The following is a 22269-nucleotide window of genomic DNA, read 5'->3' on the forward strand; positions in this document are numbered from 1 at the left end:
CTGCTAATGCAATAAACTGTTACTCAAGGGGCTAATGGCTGTTTACAGTGCAGCTTGCGCTGCGGTGTGGATCACCATACTGCGCCTTGCGGCATGTCAGATGATTAAATTAGAAATTTACGACTTTGTTAACCGCAGCAACGATACGCGCTGGGTTAGGAAGCCATGTATCTTCGATTTGTGCAAATGGATATACAGTATCCGGACCAGCTACACGCAGAACCGGTGCTTCCAAGTGCAGGATTGCTTTTTCATTGATTTGGGCAATGACTTCAGCTGCAACACCTGCGCTCTTTTGAGCTTCCTGTACAACAATTGCACGGTTTGTTTTCTTAATAGAAGCAACGATCGTATCGATGTCGATCGGGCTAACCGTACGAAGGTCGATAACTTCAACTTTGATTCCTTGTTTTTCGAGCTCTTCTGCTGCTTTCACAGAAGTGTGAACCATCATACCGTAAGTAATGATCGTTACATCAGAACCTTCACGAACAACGTTCGCTTTGCCCAGCTCAACTGTGTAATCTTCTTCAGGTACTTCTGCACGGAATGCATGGTACAAGTTCAAGTGCTCCATGAAGAATACAGGGTCGTTGTCGCGAATAGAAGCGATCATCAGACCTTTTGCATCGTAAGGGTTAGAAGGAACAACCACTTTGATACCCGGAGTTTGCGTAAGCAAACCTTCAAGGGAATCTGTGTGCAATTCTGCCGCTTTTACACCGCCACCGAATGGTGTACGGAATACGATTGGAGAATTATATTTACCGCCGGAGCGGAAACGCATACGAGCTGCTTGAACTACCATTTGGTCGAGGGCTTCGAAGATAAAACCAACGAATTGGATCTCGGCAACCGGACGGAAGCCTTGAACACCCAAACCTACAGCTAGACCACCAATAGCGGACTCAGCAAGTGGAGTATCAAATACACGCTCTTCGCCAAACTCTTTTTGCAGACCTTCCGTTACACGGAAAACGCCGCCTACATTACCTACGTCTTCACCGAAAAGCAGAACGTTAGGATCACGTTTCAACTCCACGCGAAGCGCATCACGGATTGCTTCTTTCATGTTCATTTGTGCCATTTGCTTCATTTCCTCCTTAAACATTGACAGTTCACATTTGAATTCATACATGTATACCGGGACACCGGAACCCGTCCCGGATGTTTATGCTTTATCGGAAAAAACTTATTGGAAATCAGCTTTTTGCTCTTCCAAGTGCTTAGGCGTTTGTTCGAACATGCTGTCGATCAAGCCTGAAATCGTCATTTTCTCGGTTTTTTCCGCTTTTTTGATCTCTTCGTTCACTTTTGCTTTTGCTTCTTCTTTCACACGTGCTGTATCTTCTTCAGTCCAAAGACCTTTTTTCTCCAGATATTTAGCGAAACGTGCGATTGGATCTTTAGCATTCCATTCAGCCTCTTCTTCTTTTGTACGATACTTGGAAGCATCGTCAGAAAGGGAGTGAGGACGGAAACGGTAAGTTACTGCTTCGATCAAAGTTGCGCCTTCGCCGTTGCGACCACGTTCAGCAGCTTCCTGAACCGCTTTGATAACTGCGAAGATGTCCATACCGTCAATTTTAACACCTTTGATACCTGCTGCTACCGCTTTGTGAGCGATGGACAGAGCTGCCGTTTGTTTGGCAAAAGGAGTTGTGATGGCATAACCATTGTTTTGTACGAAGAAAATAACCGGCAATTTGTAAACACCAGCGTAGTTCAGACCTTCATAGAAGTCACCTTCTGAAGAACCACCATCACCTGTGTACGTAATTACAACTTGTTTTTGTTTCTTCAATTTGTAACCCATAGCAATACCCATTGCGTGCAGGATTTGTGCACCAATGATGATTTGTGGCATCAATACATTAACGCCATCTGGGATTTGTCCACCATGTTGGTGTCCACGGGAGTACAGGAACGCTTGATAAAGAGGAAGTCCATGCCACACGAGTTGCGGAATGTCGCGATAGCCAGGACATACAAAGTCTTCTTTTTCAATTGCAAATTCACTACCAACCATTGTAGCTTCTTGACCAGATACTGGAGCATAGAAACCAAGACGACCTTGACGGCCCAGGTTTACTGCACGGTCATCCCAAGTACGGGTAAATACCATGCGGTACATAATTTCTTTTAATTGATCGTCGGAAAGTTTAGGCATCATGTCTTTGTTAACAATTTCACCGTCAGGAGACAGCACGGACAGAGCTTCTACATCCTCGGTATATACTTCATAAGGAACCTTGCTCATTTTTTTCTTCACCTCAACAAAAAATTTGAATATCAAGTTCCGCTGTTATAATATTATTATACACCTGTTTCACTGCATACGTCAAAGATTTCCGTAATTTTTTTATGTTTCCTTCCGGATTGTATGTATAACAGGGGCTTAATATTGGTATAACAGCATAATACATGTTTGCGTTTTTGACCTATCCCCGCACAAGGATAATCTTACCGTATTGCGCGGTCGAATGCAAAAATTAACGGAGAAAGGTGACATTTTATGACGGATTCCCGCTATTTGAAACGTACGATTGTGAAGGAAGAGATTGAGAGCCGCTATCTCGGTGAGAAGCGCACACTGCGAATTTATCTTCCCCCAGGCTATAACGAATTGTTATCCTACCCTGTCGTTTATTGTCAGGACGGTGAAGAATTTTTCAACTTTGGACGTATTGCGACCACTGCCAACCGTATCATTCTCGATGAGGGTGCCGAACCTTTCATTATAGTAGGCGTTCAGGTTGACGTGTCAGTAAGAACTCAGGAATACGCCCCTTTCGGCGATCGGTTCAAGGCGTATACCTCATGCTTCGCTGAAGAGATTATTCCCTATGTAGAAGAGAAATATCCTGTGCGCCGCTCTCCGCAGGAACGTGTTCTTGCAGGAGACTCACTGGGTGGCAGCGTTTCGCTTCATCTTGCTCTACTCTATCCAGACCTGTTTACACGTGTCATCAGCATGTCTGGAGCTTACTACTCCGCTTCCCAGGAAATCTACGCTGCAGCTGAAGACTTGTCCTGGTTATCGATCTGGATGATTGTTGGTTTGCAGGAGACTGCCTTTGAAGCCGATACCGGCACATATGATTTTGTTCAATTAAATCGCGATACCCGTGATTTGCTGGAAAAACGAGGTGCACTCGTCTCCTATCAGGAGAAAGACGGGCATCACCAATGGGGATTCTGGCAGAATGAGCTGCCGGAAGCATTGCTTTACTTTCTTCAAGAAAATTAATTCGATGATTGAACAGGCGGCTGAAATGCCGCTTTTGTTTTACAACTGTATGATTACGCTTACATCAACACTCAAAAAAGAAGCAGGTTCTCCTGCTTGTCCGTTCCGGCTTCTTCTTTTGTATCTCACTTGTCATTGTCATTGCTAGAAAACATCATTAATTGTTATATCAATGAATGTTCCTTTTCAATCCGATCCAGCAACACGTCGCAGCCTGCATCAACCAATCTGTACACTTCTTCAAAATTCCCAGTATAATACGGGTCGGGTACTTCACGGAGCGTCTCGTCCGGCAGCAGATCCATCATCTTGATAATTTCTGCATCCTCACCGCCTGTTACACTTCTTACGTTAGCTGCGTTGGAATCATCCATGCATATAATGTAATCAAAATGTGTGAAGTCCGCACTCGCAAATTGTCTTGCCGCCATATTGGCATAAGAAATTTGATAGGAATCCAGCAATGATCGTGTCCCCTCATGCGGAGGTTTGCCAACATGCCAGTCTCCTGTACCTGCGGAGTCCACTGAAATCTGCTGATCAAGTCCTCTTTCACTCACTTTATGACGGAGGACAGCCTCAGCCATCGGCGATCGGCATATGTTGCCCAAACATACAAACAAAACGTTAATCATGTTATTCCCCCTTACTCAAGGTGCGGTTAAGTGGCGCTGGTGCTGTCTGAGGTTTCACACTCTCCGTTTGTACCAGGGAACGACGGGGCAGCTTCCATTTATAATGAACAGAGCACATTCGGAAGAACACAACTGCGGCGAAACATATTAACAGTCCAGCGTTCGTTGTAAACCATCCCATACCTATGGCGAAACCAGCTGTTATTGCCCACACAGCATAAATTTCATCACGCAGTACCAACGGCTTTCTTCCTGCCAGCAGATCACGAATGATCCCTCCGCCTATACCGGTCATAACTGCGGCTACAATAACCGCACTAATGGGATGTCCCATATCGGCCGCGTATAACGCTCCTTGAATCGCAAATGCTGCAAGTCCAATCGCATCGAACAGCGCTTCAGTCCGCTTCCAGTGACCAATCCACTTAAGAGGTAGAACAAACGCAATCGCTACAGATATTAGTGCGAGCATAATTAGCATTCCCTGGCTCCACAGCATCGTTACGGGTACACCAATGAGAACATTACGAATGACTCCGCCTCCAAATGCGGTTACGAGTCCCAGTACCAGTACACCCAAAATATCATATTCCTCTTCCATTGCCACGAAAGCTCCGGACATTGCAAATGCAATGGTACCTATAATGCTGAATACTTCAAAAATGTGCAAGTCCAACCTGTTCAAACCTCACTTTTCAAGTCATCTCCATGTTGCTCTACCCATTGTATCCGCGCATGCCGAAATTGTGCAACCACATTTTGTGGATTATACTGGTTTTGTGAATGATTTTTGCATCATTCTAACACCTTAATTAGAAGTGAATTGTTCTTTATTGATTAGGAAGGATGAAATAGAATGACTAAGAAACGAATTGTTATTTTTACAGGGGGAAACCTCTCTCCTCAATTTCTAAAAGAAATCGATAAGGATGACATCATTATCGCGGCCGATCGTGGGGCGTTGTTCTTAATAGAACATGGGATTCAGCCACATATCGCAGTAGGTGATTTTGATTCCATTACCGAGCAGGAAAGGGAGAGAGTACGAGATAACAGCGAACGGATAATCACCTGTGATCCTGTACATAAGGATTTGACGGATACCGAGATGGCATTTGAAACAGCATTGGATCTTGAGCCTACTGACATCCTTATGTTGGGCGCAACGGGCACACGCATGGATCACACACTGGCTAACGTACATATTATGGTCCGCGCTATGCAGCATCATATTTCCTGTACTCTGCAGGATGAACACAATTATATGATGTTAACGACCTCCGAAGCTTTTGTGGAAGACCGTGGATATGACTACATCTCCCTGCTCCCACTTACTAATGAAGTAACAGGTATTACACTGGAAGGTTTCATGTACCCGCTAAACCAAGCCACGATACGCATGGGACAATCTTTGGGAATTAGCAACAAACTGCTCGGAAAATCTGGCACCGTCTCAATTGATAGTGGATTATTACTCATTATTCAGAGCAAAGATTAACCTTCCGCCTATACTTATTACGTTTTTGTAACCTATGATTTAGATTAAAAATAAGCTCATAAAACAACAAAGACCCTTGATATATCAAGAGTCTTTTCTATATTTGTAATATCCGAGATTCGTCAATGATTAATTTTTTGACATTTTTAATGGTATTTTAATAAACAAACCCAAACCGTTGCAGCCGTAGGGACAGGAGGGTTCCATCCAATTTCTAGGTTGTTACAAAGCTGTTATACTCGCTCTAGCAACTAAACGAAAACGAATTTTGGAGGTACTCACATGAAAACAAACATCTTTGTCCAAAAGGCCGTAACCGTCGGGTTGTGCGCTACACTAGGTTTTGGAGCTGTATTAATGACGAATGCACCTGTTGCAAAGGCAGCAAGCGCTTCCGTATCCACAGGACAACAAATTGTGAACTATGGTAAAACCTTTACAGGTACTCCATATAAATTTGGGGCGTCAACTTCTACTACCCAATATTTTGACTGCTCCTCTTTTATGAAATACATCTTCAAAAAGTATGGTGTGGACCTGCCACGTACATCCGTTAAGCAATCCCAGGAAGGTGTAGCTGTTTCCAAAGCTAATCTGCAAGTGGGAGATCTGCTCTTCTTCTCCAGCGGTAGCCGCTCTACTGGCTCCAATATTACTCACGTAGGCGTATACGCAGGAGACGGAAAAGTTCTGCACACGTACGGATCACCAGGTGTCACTCTCTCCGACTTGAACTCGGGGAACTGGAAAAAAACATATATTAAAGCTCGCCGCGTACTGTAGCTCATATTTTAGTAATAACGAAGCGAGTGGGGCCGGATCTGATGATCCGGTCCTTTTCTATTTACCCAATGAAGCTCTCTGTCCAAACAGGAGTTATGTGAAAAACAGGCAATACGTTTGGAGCGGTGAACGACCTCTTTTATTGGGTATGAAGCATATAACCAACTCCACGCACGGTATGAATTAATTTGACGCTCCTCCCCTTATCCACCTTCACCCGTAAATGTTTGATATACACATCCACCACATTGGTATCCATTGCAAAATCATATCCCCATACTTCCCTTAAAATAACGCTCCGGGGACACGCCTCGTTCACATGACGGGCCAAAAACTCCAGCAATTCGTATTCTTTCGGAGTCAATACCAGATATTCACCTGCACGACTTACTCGGCGTGAACGCAGATTGACCTTGAGATCATGCACTACAATGACTTCTTCATCTTCCTGTGAAGCATGTGAGAACACACGTAAAAGATTCCGTATTCTGGCCATCATCACATTACCATGAATAGGTGACTCTATCACGTCATTAGCCCCGTAATCGAGCAATTCCACTATTAATTCAGGCGATATCTTGGGAGTTATCACAAGTAATGGAGATGTGACTCCTATGTGTACAAAAGACTCTAGTCCATTTTTCAGGGTATCTTCGTGACATCCTTCATTCATTAATATGATCATATTAAGATTCGTGAGTGTTGATTCAGAAAGACGATTCAGATCCGTCCATTCCATTTGTTCGACTTGGTATCCTTCAGCACACAATATGCCTTGAATAAAAGAAACCAGATCGCCCCTGCCAACCAGTAATATGGATTTTTTCATTTTTTTCACCCGGCCTGTCTTATACGCTGCTACATTTGTTGGTTTAAACTACACTTAGCCTCCAGATTCTTGTGACCAGTGTGCATCGCAGCATTGTTGTATAGTTATCATGCCGTAAAATGAAAAAGTCCATTCCCGGAAGGAATGGACTCGGAACATTCATTTCATTTTTCTTCAACCAAAGTATCGGTGAACCAGCGTACGCGCCTCTGCCGTGTCTTTTGTTCCATGAACAAGGACGCGACCATCATGAAAAATGACCATCCTGTGCGCTCCCGTTGTAAAAGAAACCAAAAACGGATTAGCCTCCACTTGGCCTTCATCCAGCTTGCCAAGGCGATCAGCCGTATGCTGTAAATCCAGATTCATTCGCCGTGAAGGGCGAATCTGCACCGTATCCCTGCCACATAATACGTCTGTTTTTTCCAGGTTGGAAGCAGAAAGGTACGGATAGTTGGCCTTTACTCCACAGGAAGGACAATCTTCTTTTCGGGCACCGTCGACGTTAATGGATATGTATTCATTTCTCCACACATCGAATGATAGCAACTTGCGTCTCAGCGTACCTGAATTACCACTGAGAAACTTCATCGCTTCCGCAGTCTGATTAGCTGTAACCATCTGCACCGCCTGAGGGATAATGCCTGACGTATCACAGGTGTCCCCACCTAACGGAACCTCACCCAACAAACAGTTTAAACAAGGTGTTTCGCCAGGTAGAAATGTGTAGGTAATTCCATAACTGCCCACACATCCGCCATAAATCCAGGGAATGCGATACTTTTGAGACATATCATTTATTAATAGCCGGGTATCAAAATTATCTGTGGCATCCATGATCAAGTCTGCATTCTGAACCAGTTCCTCCAGTTCGTCTACTCTGACGTCCATCACTTTGCCTACAATTTCAACAGTAGAATTAATGTCAGATAGACGATTCTTCGCTGCCATCGCTTTGGGCATTCGCTGAATCGCGTCTTGCTCGATATATAATTGCTGTCGATGTAGGTTGCTCCACTCTACATAGTCACGATCTGCAATGGTAATATGGCCAATTCCTGATCGTACCAGTGTTTCAGCAATGCCCGTACCCAGCGCGCCCGCTCCAACAATTAATACTTTACTGTTATTCAATCTATGCTGACCTTTCTTACCGATAGGTGCATACCGTTCCTGTCTGGAATAGCGGTCTCCCTGTTCAGAAGATCGTGTCTGATTAGTCATGTATGAATCATTCCTTCCGCGGGACTGCTCGCCGCTGCATAGCGCTTAACGGGAATCATGCCTGCCTCATAAGCCAGTCTACCTGCTTCAACCCCCATTCGCATTGCCTTCGCCATCTTCACTGGATCTCCGGATCCGGAGACAGCCGTATTCAACAAAACACCGTCAGCTCCCAGCTCCATCGCATATGCAGCATCTTTAGGTGCTCGAAGTCCTGCATCCACAATAACAGGAACGACGGCTTGTTCAATAATAATCTCCAGGTTATAGGGATTAATAATCCCTCTCCCCGCCCCTATGGGTGAAGCCCCAGGCATAACAGCATGTACGCCGAGTAGTTGCAATCGCTTGGCCAGAATAACATCGTCCGAGATATAAGGCAGTACCGTAAAGCCCTTTTCAAGCAAGATCTCGCAAGCTTTATAGGTTTCAATTGGGTCAGGAAGTAATGTGATTCCATCGCCGATAACTTCTACTTTTATCATATCACAAAGTCCTGAAGCCCGAGCTAGTTCAGCGATTCGCACAGCCTCCTCTGCTGTTGAAGCACCCGCTGTATTGGGAAGCAGGGTATACCTTTTCAAGTCCAGTGTGTCCAGAAAGTGCTGTTTGTTCCGATCTTCCAGATTCAAACGCCGAACCGCGAACGTTAATACTTCCGTACCTGAAGCCTCAACCGCCTGGCTCTGCACTTCCAAGTCCGAAAATTTGCCTGTACCCAGCAGCAATCTAGATTCAAACGTATAATTTCCAATCCTCAACATGATTCAACCGCCTCCCACAAAATGTACAATTTCAATTCGGTCTCCGTCTCTTAACGCCGTCGTTTCATGATATTCCCGCGTTAAAATTTGACGATTCAATTCAACCACGACGGTTTTTACTTGCAAATTAAATGAATGGAGCAATTTGTCTACACGATTTAAGCTATCTTCAATTTGCATGGTTTGTCCGTTGACAATGATGTTCACTGCAATACCTCCTTCGTGTTCCAACGTTCTGGACAAAGGTCCTGAATCCCCAGTTCTTCCGAGGTTTTGCCACAAATCAAGTCAGCCATGAGGCTGGCTGTAATTGCACTAAGCAATATGCCGTTACGATAATGTCCAAAAGCAGCGAATAAACCCGGTACACTATCACAAGCCCCCACATAGGGCAATCCATCCGGAGTCGAAGGACGGACACCAGCCCACGCTCGGATAAAATGTGCTTCCTTCATGCCAGGTACCCAGTTTGTTGCAGCTGCAAGCAGCTTCTGAATGCCTTGTACCGAAACGTTCATGTCTGTTCTTCCAGGAAGGCTTGTTGCACCGATCCATACTTCTCCATTGGCTTTGGGAACAATATATATATCCTCTGCATACACCGTTTTGTCTGGCCTGTACCCGGCATGGTGGGGAGAAAACTGCACGGCTGCAATCTCCCCCTTTACTGGTAAAACAGGCGATTTCAGACCTACATGTCTCATCAATTCTTCACCATGTAACCCTGTAGCAATAATTACATTTCTCGATGTCATCGTTCCTATTGAAGTCTCGATTCCTTGCACACCGTTTACATTCGTATGCAAACGGACATCCTGTACCCCTTCCATCACCCTTGCACCCATGGCTTGAGCCGATCTGACATAAGCCTGCGTTAAGTTGACAGGAAGAACCTCGCTCTCGGAAGGTCTGTAAAATGCTCCATACGTATCCCTGTTTAACCATGAAGCTTCCTGTTGGACAGCAATACGATCCCACCAAATATGTTCTGTAGATAAGGTGGACGATCGATTATTCTTGTAACTGCTGACCTCACTGTATGAGCGAAAAGGAGTAATAAAGCCATGCTGTTGCAGCCCCATTTCCACTCCGCTAAGCGAACTGATTCGTTCCTTCTGCTCATGAAGCAAAGCTCTGCTCTGCCGTGCAAGCTTTGCCATTACAGCATGAGTGAATTCCTCACTATCAGCAGCAAGCATCCCGGCTGCTGCACAGGAAGTTCCTCCAGCGATCCGCGCACGCTCCACCAGAAGAACGTCATGTCCTCGGGTAGCGAGTTCACATGCTATGGCACAACCGATAACGCCTCCGCCTACAATAATGGTTTCTGCATGAAGCCTGCCTCGAATTTCCGCTCCAACTTTACTTTCCGAAACGATTCCTGGATGATAGCCTGAACGATTCCTGCTTCTTGCTTCCTCTCTCATGGTCTCATCTCCTTAGTTCGGCGTACTTCTCTGAATCCGTGATCGCCTGTCGCAATGCAGCGGCAGCCAGTTCCGGCTTATCGGTCGTCCAAATCGTTGAAATCACAGCAGCTCCACTGGCACCTGCAGTTCGAATGGCAGCAATATTCTCCGTTTCAATTCCACCAATCGCGATTACCGGAATTGAAACTTTAGCGCATACCTCAGCTAACGCACGAAGCCCTCTGGGTTCACAATTCGGTTTACTTTTTGAAGCATAGACATGCCCATAAAAGAGATAATCCGCTCCACGTTCTTCTGCAAATTTCGCTTCTTCCAGAGAGTGAACCGATACTCCTACGCGAAGCCGATCGACTCTCCTCAACTCATCCTTATCATAGCTGCGAATAACTGCTTGACCCCAATGCACACCACCAATTGAAGCATGTTGATCCAGCTGATCTGAGCCATTCATAATGATTCGGTTAGATGCAACACCTTGTGTTTTTAGACTTTGCGCCCAATACATCTGTTGCTCAAGGGTCAGCTTTTTTTCCCGAATGTGGATATAATCAACCCACTGCCATATATCCTTAGCAATATTCAGAAAAGAGTCCAAGTCTCCTGTACCTGGTGAAACCACATGCAGTTCGAATGATCTTGTTATTACATGTTCGCGGAAGATTACCGTCCTATTCGCCCTCCTCTTGCATGATTTAAGCTGATATACAACAACAAAAAAGCCACTCCCGTAGGGGAGTGGCCACGAATTTAAAATTCATGGATCAACTGAATGACTGTCGCATGCAATTACTCTATACATAACGCACAACAACTATAGAAACCATCCATAGTCGCAACGTTGTATACATAGAACTGCATGATTCATCTTGCAGGCCATATCGCAAAGTCAACGATAAAGCTCTTTGTCATTAGCTGAAACGCGCCACTTCCCTACGCTGGTATAACCCAGATCAGGTACAAAGGGTCCGGAATCGCATTCTTCCATCTCAGCCGCATCGTGCGGCCCCCCTAGTGTTCATATGAAGCTGTAGCCTATGTTACCATAGACACCTTTTTTTGTCACCGTACATTTCCATGAATTACGTTGTTCACCATTGCTGAAGTCATGTAGTTAACAAAGTTGCTGTTTCTGGTGCGAAGAATTTCGTAGAAAATATTATTTCTCCGACCAAGCTTCAACATCCCACGTTTTGGTTACCCAGCCTTCATAAAATTCAGGTTCATGGGATACGAGCAGCACGGTCCCCTTGAATTCTTGCAAGGCACGTTTCAGCTCTGCTTTTGCGGTTACATCCAAATGATTTGTAGGCTCATCGAACAAAATCCAGTTACTTTCACGCATCAGAAGTTTACACAAACGAACCTTGGCTTGTTCGCCACCACTAAGCGCGTTAAGCGGACGGGTAATATGCTCATTTTTCAACCCACAACGTGCGAGATGGCCCCGGACTTCATTCTGTGTCAGATGAGAAAATTCATTCCACACATCTTCGATCGGGGTAATATTACCTGCACGTACTTCCTGTTCGAAATAGGCGGTTTCCAAATAGTCCCCCAAGAAAGTCTTACCGCTAATTGGTGGGATTTTCCCCAAGATCGTCTTGAGCAGTGTGGATTTACCTACACCGTTACATCCAACAATGGCAATTTTCTCGCCACGCTCAATCGTCATCGTCATTTTGGGCAATAATGCATATGAATATCCGATTTCAAAATCAATACCCTCAAAGACGGTTTTACTACTCGCCCGGGCATCCTTGAATTTGAATGTGGGTTTGGCCGCTTCGTCTGGACGATCAATCCGTTCAATCTTGCCGAGCTGCTTCTCACGGCTCTTGGCACGACCGGAAGTGGAAGCGCGGGCTTTGTTCCGCTGAATGAAATCTTCCTGCTTCTTGATAAACTCCTGCTGTTTCTCATAAGCATCAATATGCTGTGCCTTATTCATGTCGGCCATTTCAAGGAATTTGTTATAGTTCGCTGCATAACGCGTCAACTTGGCAAATTCCAGATGATAAATAACGTTAACGACCTCATTCATAAACTCTGTATCATGCGAAATCAGAATAAACGCATACGGGTAATCCTTCAGGTAACGCGTCAGCCATTCAATGTGTTCCACATCGAGATAGTTCGTCGGCTCATCCAACAAAAGAGCTGTGGGTTTCTCCAGTAAAAGCTTGGCAAGCAATACCTTCGTACGCTGACCACCACTAAGCGCGGCCACATCACGATCTAGACCGATGGCGGACAATCCAAGTCCATTCGCCATCTCTTCCACTTTCACATCGATCAGATAAAAATCACCTTGCTCCAATTGCTCCTGAATGTCACCCATTTCTTCCAGCAACAATTCAAGCTTGTCTGGATCGGCGTCTGCCATCTGATCCGTGATGGACATCATTTCTTTTTCCAACTCAAGCAAGGGCAGAAACGCATCCTTAAGCACATCACGAATCGTTTTTCCAGGCGTAAGCTTGGTATGCTGATCCAAATATCCATAACGAACTTTGGGGGTCCATTCGACCTTCCCTTCGTCCTTTAACAATTTCCCGGTAAGGATGTTCATCAGTGTGGACTTGCCCACACCATTTGCGCCAACAAGGCCAACACGCTCTCCGGCAAGTAAACGAAAAGATACATTTTTAAATAACGTGCGGTCTCCAAAATTGTGACTGACGTTCTCTACTGACAATAAACTCATAAGATGAGGTTGCTCCTATCTATTGGACATTACTATCGTTCCGAAACCCTATTTTAGCACAGTTTTCGCCTTTTCTGAAAGTAATGTAAACATCCCATGCAACCTCGCTTTTATATTACAAACAAACTGCCTTTAATTATTGGAACAGTTATACTCAAAATATCCTTGCGCTGCCGCTTGTTTGGCATTTGTAAACACTTCTTCGGCTCTGTAACCATTGCTACATGTGGAAGGGTAATAGTATTTAATTCCACTTACAGGATCAACTCCGCCAACGATCGCTGTTTTCTTCACCAGTCTGCCACCACCAATGGCATAATTGTTAATCTTTTGGTTACCTACAGGTATTCCCTGAATAAACGCCATCAGCCCCGTATCATTAATCGAATTGTACCAGTCTTCCTGAGAAATCAAAGGCATGGTAAAGGTGTAGGAAACACCATTCCTTCTTGCAAACTCATTATGCCGGTTAATAACATCTGCCAAATCTTCCTGCACACTTGTCACGATCCGGCCTCGTCTGACCTGCTCAAACGTCTCGGCATTCTGAAGCAGAGGGATTTGTGTGCTGGAGGCCAGTTCTTTCTGGAAACCCTCAACCCACATGCCCAAGCCTGCATCATAGGCATACACATACCCATCGAGTGTGAAGTTAATACTGCTACCATTTGAATCAGAATATGTATAGGGCTTTTTGGGACTCCAGACTTGCCGGAATGAATCTTCAAGCTCACCCGTCATCTCAGCTTCGTTCGCCAAAATGTAATAACCATCATAATCCAGCACGACCATTGCAGGAATGTAATTAAACATGGCCCGTATAGCAGCAGGATCATCCTGAATCCCCATATTTAGCGCCAGTGTTTGGGTAAAGGTAGTCAAGGCAAGCTCTTTGTCCGCTTTTACAAATTTGGTCGAATCATACCCTGCTTCATCGTTTTGCTTCTCATTTTGATGCATCACAGCCCCTGCATCCAGTACGGCAGTCTGAAGTGCCATCTTATATCGATTGCTTAAATATTGTGCCTCTTGGGCATTGTCTGTATTGTGAGAAATAACCCAGAATATAGGTAAAAAGATAAGCACAAACACAATAGAAAGATCAGTAATCTTCATTGAGCACCATACCCCCATATGTGGTAAACACGGCTGCAGCCTGTGCAGACCCGTTCAACCACTCACGAATCAACATGGCAGGTGTGCGATTGGTATTTTTGACGGTTACTGTGAAGAAATCCCCCATTGCCAGTGTATATCTTCGCCCAGGATCGTCCAAAGCTAGCACACCGGACGATGGAAACAGCTTTGCTTTAATTTGGGCTGAATAATAGCCATCCTGTACAGTTTCATAGGTACCTGAGAATGTGCTCTGATCCACCGGATCTGAGTAATGAGGAACATATTTTTTGTGCAAATGCTCCATGGAAATTTCATAGGCATTCCCTGTTCGGGCCATCTGTTCTTCGAACTCTGCATACATGGCGGGGGAAATGTATCCCTTTGTTCTGACCGCATCAACAAAACGGGTAACCGTCTGAACAACGGTCATACGTGCCATGTCATCCTGTCGATCAGCAGTCTCTGCTGCCGGGTATACATAAAGTAAAATCACTGCCAGCAAAACAGCAAGCAGCTTGGATGCAGCGTTAATCAAGGTGTACTGGCCTCCTTCCAAAATGCAATCTTCAGCAGTTCGCCAGCCTCACTTCTTATGAACTCGGGTCTATACGAAGCAGCAAGCTGGACAGGTATGGTTCCTTTTCTGTTTACAAGGGGATCAATGACATATGCATTCCCGTCAACCTCCACGCTGACCGTTGTTCCTGTCATTTGCCTCACAGTGTGTAACACTTCCGCACCACTATAACGGGTTGGCTCGCTTATACGCAGCGTGGTATTCAGCCTTCCTTCCATGTCTGCTGTCGTCTGCATCAAGTGATTCAAAGCGTCTGATAGAACCCGAACATTCTGCTGCCCGTACAGGCAGGCTGTCACAAATAGGACAACCGCCGTACAGAACAACATGAGCTGCTGTGTATTCTGGGACATGTTAAACCAACTCCTGTCAGGATTGCTGGAAAATAAGCCCTCTTACCACATTGGATCTGTCTTTTACAATAATTGCTTTGAATTTGCCACTTGGATTGACATATTGGTTGTCTTTTTCACTCATAGTTTGATTGATAATGCCTACTTTATCATCTGGAGAAATCACTGAACCATAATCCGCGTTATTGAGATCCTGGGATATATTCAACTGATTGCCATACCATTGACCTCCCTTGTTTTTACCTGTAATCACTTGAATCCCGAACTGATCCTTGTCCGCATATTTACGCAACGCGTTTGTGACCTGTGATCCGCTAATGGTTGTTCCGTCATACACGGTAAATGCAGCTTGGGACAACTCGGTCTGGATATCGGCAAAATTGTTCTGTGCTGTTTTGGTCGCCTCCTGAGCCGAAATAAACAATAGAACCACAATCGTAATAAGGGCGATGGTCAGAAAGATGCCTGCTGCCACCTTTAAAGCGCTTGATGCATTGTTCATGATAAATCCTCCTATATCGTTTTTAATTTATTTCAGACTGTGACGTACATGGTCGTTACAGTTTCTGAATCTGTTCGTAATAAATGTTCATTTGCAGGAAACTCATGCCTACCAGTGGAATGACCAGATAGAGGAAGATCAGGGCATACATCGGTGCAAACCCGATCATTCTTCCCCATGATGCCTTAACATCAATCATCTTGCTGTATTCCTGCTTCCGTTGTTCAAAATAAAAGGCCATCATACTATCCAGATCATCAAATGCCTCTCGAATCGAAATTTTCCCAAGTGCAAGTTGCAGTTTTTCAACCAATCGCTGAAATTCAGGCAAGCCTGCATCGTCTTTCAATTGTTCAAGTGCGTGCTCCGGCCCATGCTCGAAGTGCAACAGACATTTTTGCAGTGGCCTTTTGAAAATAACAGCAAAGCGATTGAGCCATTCTAATATCTCCTCCACAGACATACGGTCCATCTCTCGCAAGATTGAGATAACCGTCTGAAACTGATAGATCTCATGCCTCATGTCCATACTTCTCATCTTGCGCTGGAACATCATGAGCCAGATCGGCATGTGATAACCCGCTATACCTATCATCATTGCAATAATGAACTCCCACCAGTGGAGGTATTGCTTGTTGTAACCTTCCAGCTTCTGCAGAATGCGCGTAATAGTTTCAGTCTGTTTATCATGATCCAGTTGCACCGGATTCACGGACTGCAATGCATTGGAGATCTCATCAAAAGTAGCTCCACGCTTCATCTCGATTCGCTCGAGCACAGCTTGATCCAAGCTTGTCTTTTCTGTAGCCTGCTTCAGCTCCGCCTCTCCCATCGCGCCAAACATCCGGTCATCTCTCACGGGATCATGTAAGATGTGATTTCGTTCAACCTGATGCAGCAACAAGACACAGCCAATGGTCAGGACAAAACAGCTTGCAAATAACATCAGCCTTCGTATAGCCAGCCATTCATATTTCAGTTCCGAGCTGCTTTCCCGCATCAGTCTTACGGTTTGACTGTAATTGATACTGCCAGGTTTGGCGGCGAACCACATCGCGATTTTACGAATGAACGTCTGCTTGTATAAGAACCGATCGATCCTGGAGTGTTTTCGTCCTGTCCGATAGCGGGTTTCATCATATTGCTGAAGTCTTTGCAAAAGCAGGTAAGCAAGTATGATAATGACGTAGATCGATATTTTGGTTACAAACCCGATTTTGCTGCGATAAAATTCATCCATAGTCGGAAAACTTCCTCTGGCCCAACGTTCGATTGGAGCTGTAAACAGGACGGGGGCCAGAGCGATGATATTCAACCCTTTTAACAGATAGTCCAGTTTGTCCCGGCGCAAAATCTCCAGATGAATCTCCTGCGTCAGATTCCCCAGGCCTTTCAAGTAAATCGAACCTTGTGCTCTGTCTTTATCTCCGAACTCCATCACCATATATGAAATACCGGCAAAACCTTTCAGAAAGCGATTTGGCGCAATCTCATAGTACCGTTCCAAAGCTTCGTTCGGATCGGGAGAAGTTAATGCTTCATAGATCAATAACACTTGCTCGGCAGCCTCTCCTTTACCCGCTTCCGCTGCTTCATAAAGTGCCTCCTCTACCATTCCATGCTGATGATACCGATGTCTCACGTCGGCAAACAGATCCAGCATCTGTACCAACAGTCGCTTCTCCATACGATTCAGAAACATATCCAGTACAAGGCTGTTTAGAACTACAGCGCAGAGTACCGACAATATGACAAAGGCGATACCAGGCTGCATAAGGAAAAGGATTACACTGATACTCCCGTACCCTCCGAGGATCATTAGAACCACGCTCATGCTCATTCGTCTTAATGCTGGTTCGTCACCGACATGCCGGAACGAGATTCGTTTCTGTACTTGTAAAATATAAGCTGAGAGCAGCGGCACTTTCATGCCCCAGCGATAAGACTGTAACAAGAACGATCCCCATCGCAGCGTACGATTTCCGTTCAGCGTAGCGATCCCGATGGATTTACTTGCAGTGTCACCTCCTCTATGACGTAACAGGTTCAGTACAAGTAGCGTGATTATCAGGCCACCTGCACATATCCCCAGTACCAACAGAAGAACCAGCTTAACGGTCATCGGTATCACCCCAATGTTGTTTAATGAACTGTTCGAACAGTTCAGCGTCCTGTAGTGTCATCTGATCCCGCATATCCGTGATACTCCCTATGGAGATCGGAGCTGTGACGACGTAATTGCCATCCCTGTACTCGATCACATTGCGAAACGTAAATCCCGCCCGTTCTTCCACGCTATCCCCTTTATTCGCACGTGGCAGACACTCCGTAATTCGTTCGATATATCTTCGTCCCTCTGCGTCCTTTTTCATATGTACATCGAAATTAATGACACTTACTACTTGCTCCTCGGCAATATGTTCATGTTGGAACATACCTGTTTTGAGCAGTGAATTACGGAGGGAGAAAACCAGATCACGAAACGTTTTGGCATGATGGGTAAACAGGGTGAACAGACTGGCAACCTGGGACATCTGAATCATCCATGCGGCTACTTCGTCACTTGCGACCTCACCAAGAATATTTACAGTACCATCGGTCTTTTTCTGTAAGTCCAGTCCCTGTTGACCTGAGATGTGCTCCGTCTCCCGGAAACTTAATATGTTACGCCGACTGTATATACGCCGCAGTTGTAACTCGAAAGCCATCTCCTGTACACGTAGGGTGTACGAAGCGTAAATATGCTTCACCATCGCCATAAGCAACGTCGTTTTACCCGATCCCTGAGCTCCTGTTACGGCTGTAATTCGACTGCCTTTCATCAAATATTGCAGCAAAGTGATTGGCAGATCTGCGTTGTTTCCGGTAATCAACTGTTCCAGTGAAGCATTGGGAATATCGAATTTACGGACAAAGAATGCCCATGATTCGGCAAAGGGGGGACGCACAACAACGACACGCGATCCATCCTTCATCTCGTTCACTTTGTATCCATTTGCTTCCGAAAGCTGTCCCGGATAGTTGTATTTATAAATATTTTGACATACCCTCTTTAGTTCACGGATACTGCCAAATGAGAGGAAGGATAGATGAATGGACTTACCTTTATAGAAAATCCAAACACTTTCCATTCCACTAAGTGGTTCTTCAAGGGGAGCATCTTCGAGTCCATCCGGGAGCAGATCGTTCCACGAAGCTGGCTGCCGTAGCCCCATATCCTGAACGGCATCCAGCATTCCGCTCACCCCCCCACTAACGCCATCTATTCGTTGATCTCTTATTTCATCAACAACCGAGAAACCTTTGTAATGCTGGTAGATACGTTGAACGATGATATCTGTTTTTTCTCTGAAGCCAAGCTCTCTATACTCACACTCAAACACATATCGGATGTCATCTTCGGAGATATAGTAACTTCCTCCGTCGTCTGCACCTTCACCCAGCCTTAGTCTGCCAAGATCATAAGTGTCAATCATACGCGACAAGGCATCGACACCAAATTGCTGCCGGTATAGATAAAACACGATTTCGAATTGATCCTGAACCGTCAGCAACTCAGTTTCTCCAAAATAAATGACCTCATCGATATTTGACTTATTCAGTCCTATACTGCGAGTAAGCAGATCACCTATCAGATTTTTGACATACGTTTTGTCACTGATGCTTCCTGATACACAACCTTTAAGCGCCTTGCGCATCTCGGCACGCTGATTGATTCTTCGGCGATATTCTTCTTCATGCAATCCGGCATCCGCAAGTTGACTATGACTAAGCTCATGAAGCGAGTTCTTTACTTTCTCTGTCAGCACTTCAATCGTGAAGGATTCGCGCTCAGGAGCACGGTTATTTTTTTCACGATGGGAAGCTCTGTATTTGAACCAAACATACGCAAGGCATAATAGCAAAATTAAAATTAACCATAGGGTATTCCAGAACATCAGAGGTCAGGCTCCCCTTTCCAGCCTCTTTAGTACGGTACGCATCCCTGCGCCGTCCATAATGAGGCGAGCGAGTTCAGCCATACTTGCGGCAAAGCTCCCTTTACGAATATCTTTATTGTTGCTCAGACCTTCCAATTGCAAGTACGCAGCCGCATCACGACGATTAAAGGCATCCAGAAATCCGGTGGTATAGGGCAACACTGATATCGATCCCTTGTATCGAAAACGCCGACGAATATTGGTAATGGTTGCGCGTGAATGAGGATCATACTTATTCAGCACGATGTGCAGCTTCTGATCACCCATGCTCTCGGGTCTAATTTTTTCAAAGAAATACTCCAGATCCCTCATATTTTGGTTCAAATTCACCACAACATAGTCGGCTTGATCCAGCAGAACCTGGTCAAGTATGCCTGCACGGTCTGCATCCAGAAGAACCAGATCATAATATTCATTGGCTACGTGCAGCAGCGTTTTTAATGTCTCTACATGCTCTTCTGAGGAACGCTCCAGCCTGTTAATTCTGCCAGTCAACAAATCCAGACGATCTTTGAGGAGCGGCTTGGTGTAGTCCCTCAAATTATGCTTGTTCAGACTCCCGCTGGTATGCAGCCGTTCCATAGCATCCCAACCCCCTTCCTCAAACGTGAATGCTGATCCCGTGTCCTCTATTTCTTTAGGTGGAAGGGCAGCTTCTGTGCTGCTCCCGACTGGACCTGTATTTACAAGCAAAATTCTTGTCCTATATTGAAGGGCCATCGCATAGGCGCCGATTAACGCACTTGAGGTGCTGCCTGTTCCTGCAAAAGGACTCCAAAACGTAATGGTGCTCATGCCCTCATCCTTTCTGCTTCTTTAATGGCCCGGCGGCTCTGGACATTTTCCCATCCGGTCAACTGCTCCACTAACCTGCATAGCGATTTTTTATAGTTCCGTGACAATGGCCCCAGGCGAATACGGCGATGATGCTCGTTTTCCAGTTTGACTGCTGCAGTCAATTCATCCCAAGGCAACATCAGTGATTCTCCTGTCCATACAAATGGACTGCCTTCCAGATACGCCCACAAATATCGAGCTTCCAGTTTGCAATCAACGGCATTAATCAAAATGCGCTGAAATGGTAGTTCTGCTGGTAGGGACTGTTCTTCAAGCAACCGCTTGAGCCAGCCTTTGCCCCGTTCCAGATTGTAACGTTCATAATCACTGACCCAGACACGGATATCTGCCGTGAGCCATAGATCACGTGACGCAAAGTGTGATGTTTCCATGTCGTAAAGGACGTAATCATAACTCTCCAATTTCTCGCCACTCGCTTCAAGATGACTCTCAACCGCTGTTGAAGTTACGAACTGACAAGCGATATCAAAACCTTCAAATTCTGTAATACGCAGAGATTGCTGACTTTCCCCAACGCCGTATCCATATTTCTGTTGTAATGTTCCATCAACAAGCAAGACACGTTTACCGGAGGAGGCTAGTATTTTGCAAAGGTACAGCATCAGGTCATTCTTCTCGCATAACCCGGCAAAAATCCATGTTTGCATAGCTATCAAATCTCCTTCATGTTACTTTTATACGTTGTTAAATGAATAATAAATTGTTTTCCTTGCATTTTACTCTCCGCCCGTCAGCAAGCTTTTCTGCTCATCCGCACTCGAAGCTGATACTGAAGAATCATTGCTCCCAGTTTCAGTCGCTCCACCACTACCTGAACCGTCATTCCAGATGACCCCATCAGTAGATGAAGAGTTATTCGCTCCAGGGCGATTATTGTATGAAACGGAAGACTGCGCAACATCCTGCTCCACACCTTGGGATGGCGCTGACATGGATGCGGCGAGTGAGCTTTCTAACGAACTTCGTACCTGCCGCGCCAACTCCACTTCAGCCCGCCGCACAAGATTAGGATCACTCTCCAGCAGCTTTAACACTTCATTGTTGGCAGGGTATGTCGGGATCGCTGGTGTCTGGAACTGAGGTTCTACATAGGTTAAGGCATAGATTGAAGCTTTATGTAAATAGGCATCTACAATTGCACTTGAAAGGGACAGGATTTCCTCCTCTGTCATCGTAATCCATAGTGTAGCTGCATTTAATCTTTCGACTTTCTTTTTGGACAGGAGAATATAGTCTTGACCCGTTGGAAACTGAATACGAATATCAATGTTATCACCCTTAACGAGTGAAGAAGGTAATAACACAACCTGTAGTTCACGATTCCTTAAATCCGGCGGTGCCGGGGTATCTTCATACACCATTTCAGTTGTAATGGCTGTTCCCTTTTTTAATTCTATTTTCGCCACTTGACCATCCATCTGCTTGGAACTGGACCACAGATTCCTTGGTGCCTGTGCATCCGGAACGGCTATGAGTTTGATATCCTCGGGCGATATCGGCTCTCCGGCTTCAACATCCCGTATAGTTACCCATCCCTGTGCCCCTGAGTTCCACTGCTGCATCAATTCAGCTTCTTTTTGTTCGTAGGCTGATGAGTAACGGGCCTCCACTTCAGCCCTCTTATCACTTATGGTTTTGACATTGTAAATGACATATGCCCCAAACAATAAACCAATCGCTCCTGCTCCTGTCAATCCAGCGTAAATCAGTTGGCGGCTTTGTTTTCTTAATTTAGACAAAAGAGGCTCTCCTTTCGCAATCTC

Annotated in this window: 23 protein-coding genes and 1 riboswitch; of the genes, 3 read left to right on the top strand and 20 right to left on the bottom strand. The window is 45.3% G+C overall.

The genetic code is table 11. The features are described from left to right. Nucleotides 1–109: 109 nt before the first annotated feature. Together BMW94_RS15380 and pdhA are read right to left on the bottom strand one after the other, a co-directional pair. Nucleotides 110–1087: an alpha-ketoacid dehydrogenase subunit beta gene (locus BMW94_RS15380; RefSeq protein ID WP_062325380.1), complete on the bottom strand. Its 978-nt coding sequence runs from the start codon at nt 1085–1087 to the stop codon at nt 110–112. Between the two features lie 105 nt (nt 1088–1192). Further along, nucleotides 1193–2260 carry a pyruvate dehydrogenase (acetyl-transferring) E1 component subunit alpha gene (pdhA, locus tag BMW94_RS15385; RefSeq protein WP_053780908.1) on the bottom strand — a complete coding sequence of 356 codons (1068 nt, stop codon included), beginning with the start codon at nt 2258–2260 and terminating at the stop codon, nt 1193–1195. 255 nt (nt 2261–2515) lie between these two features. Between pdhA and BMW94_RS15390 the strand changes: the two genes are divergently transcribed. Further along, on the top strand, nt 2516–3250 hold the full coding sequence (locus tag BMW94_RS15390; protein WP_063562831.1) for an alpha/beta hydrolase: 735 nt from the start codon (nt 2516–2518) through the stop codon (nt 3248–3250). A 164-nt stretch (nt 3251–3414) separates the two neighbouring features. Here BMW94_RS15390 and BMW94_RS15395 read toward each other — a convergent pair whose 3' ends face one another. Together BMW94_RS15395 and BMW94_RS15400 are read right to left on the bottom strand one after the other, a co-directional pair. After that, complete coding sequence (locus BMW94_RS15395) at nt 3415–3885, bottom strand: low molecular weight protein-tyrosine-phosphatase (protein ID WP_090999685.1); 471 nt, start codon at nt 3883–3885, stop codon at nt 3415–3417. 1 nt (nt 3886) lies between these two features. Continuing rightward, nucleotides 3887–4555 (bottom strand): trimeric intracellular cation channel family protein, encoded by a 669-nt coding sequence (locus BMW94_RS15400; protein ID WP_090902466.1) that lies wholly within the window; start codon nt 4553–4555, stop codon nt 3887–3889. A 186-nt stretch (nt 4556–4741) separates the two neighbouring features. Here BMW94_RS15400 and BMW94_RS15405 point away from each other — a divergent pair, with 186 nt between their 5' ends. Both BMW94_RS15405 and BMW94_RS15410 read left to right on the top strand, forming a co-directional pair. Then, the gene (locus BMW94_RS15405) at nt 4742–5383 is read left to right on the top strand and encodes a thiamine diphosphokinase (RefSeq protein WP_090999687.1); all 642 of its coding nucleotides are present in this window, start codon (nt 4742–4744) and stop codon (nt 5381–5383) included. A gap of 282 nt (nt 5384–5665) precedes the next feature. Further along, nucleotides 5666–6166: a C40 family peptidase gene (locus BMW94_RS15410; RefSeq protein ID WP_090999689.1), complete on the top strand. Its 501-nt coding sequence runs from the start codon at nt 5666–5668 to the stop codon at nt 6164–6166. A 139-nt stretch (nt 6167–6305) separates the two neighbouring features. On the opposite strand, the gene BMW94_RS15415 is transcribed toward BMW94_RS15410, so the two are convergent. The 16 genes from BMW94_RS15415 to BMW94_RS15490 all read right to left on the bottom strand — a co-directional run bounded on the left by BMW94_RS15415 (nt 6306) and on the right by BMW94_RS15490 (nt 22245). Beyond that, entirely contained in the window at nt 6306–6995 is a 690-nt protein-coding gene (locus tag BMW94_RS15415) for a winged helix-turn-helix domain-containing protein (RefSeq protein WP_254790248.1), read from the bottom strand. A 174-nt stretch (nt 6996–7169) separates the two neighbouring features. After that, nucleotides 7170–8219 (bottom strand): ThiF family adenylyltransferase, encoded by a 1050-nt coding sequence (locus BMW94_RS15420; RefSeq protein ID WP_090999691.1) that lies wholly within the window; start codon nt 8217–8219, stop codon nt 7170–7172. Next, on the bottom strand, nt 8216–8983 hold the full coding sequence (locus BMW94_RS15425; protein ID WP_090999693.1) for a thiazole synthase: 768 nt from the start codon (nt 8981–8983) through the stop codon (nt 8216–8218). Before BMW94_RS15425 ends, BMW94_RS15420 begins: the two co-directional genes overlap by 4 nt. 3 nt (nt 8984–8986) lie before the next feature. Next, nucleotides 8987–9190: a sulfur carrier protein ThiS gene (gene thiS, locus BMW94_RS15430; protein ID WP_063562837.1), complete on the bottom strand. Its 204-nt coding sequence runs from the start codon at nt 9188–9190 to the stop codon at nt 8987–8989. Further along, on the bottom strand, nt 9187–10410 hold the full coding sequence (thiO, locus tag BMW94_RS15435) for a glycine oxidase ThiO (protein WP_090999696.1): 1224 nt from the start codon (nt 10408–10410) through the stop codon (nt 9187–9189). The genes thiS and thiO overlap by 4 nt, the downstream gene beginning before the upstream one ends. Before the next feature lie 4 nt (nt 10411–10414). After that, a complete protein-coding gene (locus tag BMW94_RS15440) occupies nt 10415–11008 on the bottom strand; it encodes a thiamine phosphate synthase (RefSeq protein WP_175480715.1) in 594 nt (197 codons plus the stop codon). A gap of 315 nt (nt 11009–11323) precedes the next feature. Continuing rightward, a riboswitch (TPP riboswitch) is annotated at nt 11324–11433 on the bottom strand. Between the two features lie 136 nt (nt 11434–11569). After that, nucleotides 11570–13117: an ABC-F family ATP-binding cassette domain-containing protein gene (locus tag BMW94_RS15445; RefSeq protein ID WP_090999701.1), complete on the bottom strand. Its 1548-nt coding sequence runs from the start codon at nt 13115–13117 to the stop codon at nt 11570–11572. Between the two features lie 132 nt (nt 13118–13249). Further along, the gene (locus BMW94_RS15450; RefSeq protein ID WP_090999703.1) at nt 13250–14233 is read right to left on the bottom strand and encodes a hypothetical protein; all 984 of its coding nucleotides are present in this window, start codon (nt 14231–14233) and stop codon (nt 13250–13252) included. Continuing rightward, entirely contained in the window at nt 14220–14771 is a 552-nt protein-coding gene (locus BMW94_RS15455) for a hypothetical protein (RefSeq protein WP_090999706.1), read from the bottom strand. The genes BMW94_RS15450 and BMW94_RS15455 overlap by 14 nt, the downstream gene beginning before the upstream one ends. Beyond that, nucleotides 14768–15166, bottom strand: a complete 399-nt coding sequence (locus BMW94_RS15460) for an ammonium transporter (protein WP_090999708.1) — start codon at nt 15164–15166, stop codon at nt 14768–14770. The genes BMW94_RS15455 and BMW94_RS15460 overlap by 4 nt, the downstream gene beginning before the upstream one ends. 16 nt (nt 15167–15182) lie before the next feature. Next, on the bottom strand, nt 15183–15668 hold the full coding sequence (locus BMW94_RS15465; protein ID WP_063562843.1) for a hypothetical protein: 486 nt from the start codon (nt 15666–15668) through the stop codon (nt 15183–15185). 55 nt (nt 15669–15723) lie between these two features. Then, nucleotides 15724–17790, bottom strand: a complete 2067-nt coding sequence (locus tag BMW94_RS15470; protein WP_090999710.1) for a hypothetical protein — start codon at nt 17788–17790, stop codon at nt 15724–15726. Beyond that, complete coding sequence (locus tag BMW94_RS15475) at nt 17780–19606, bottom strand: ATPase, T2SS/T4P/T4SS family (protein ID WP_090999712.1); 1827 nt, start codon at nt 19604–19606, stop codon at nt 17780–17782. The genes BMW94_RS15470 and BMW94_RS15475 overlap by 11 nt, the downstream gene beginning before the upstream one ends. A 6-nt stretch (nt 19607–19612) precedes the next feature. Beyond that, on the bottom strand, nt 19613–20443 hold the full coding sequence (locus tag BMW94_RS15480; RefSeq protein WP_090999714.1) for a CpaE/TadZ family protein: 831 nt from the start codon (nt 20441–20443) through the stop codon (nt 19613–19615). Next, entirely contained in the window at nt 20440–21153 is a 714-nt protein-coding gene (locus tag BMW94_RS15485; RefSeq protein WP_064637143.1) for a hypothetical protein, read from the bottom strand. Before BMW94_RS15485 ends, BMW94_RS15480 begins: the two co-directional genes overlap by 4 nt. Nucleotides 21154–21222: 69 nt before the next feature. Further along, on the bottom strand, nt 21223–22245 hold the full coding sequence (locus BMW94_RS15490) for an SAF domain-containing protein (RefSeq protein WP_090999716.1): 1023 nt from the start codon (nt 22243–22245) through the stop codon (nt 21223–21225). Nucleotides 22246–22269 lie beyond the last annotated feature (24 nt).

The sequence above is a fragment of the Paenibacillus sp. OK003 genome (assembly GCF_900109515.1).
Lineage (GTDB): Bacteria > Bacillota > Bacilli > Paenibacillales > Paenibacillaceae > Paenibacillus > Paenibacillus marchantiae.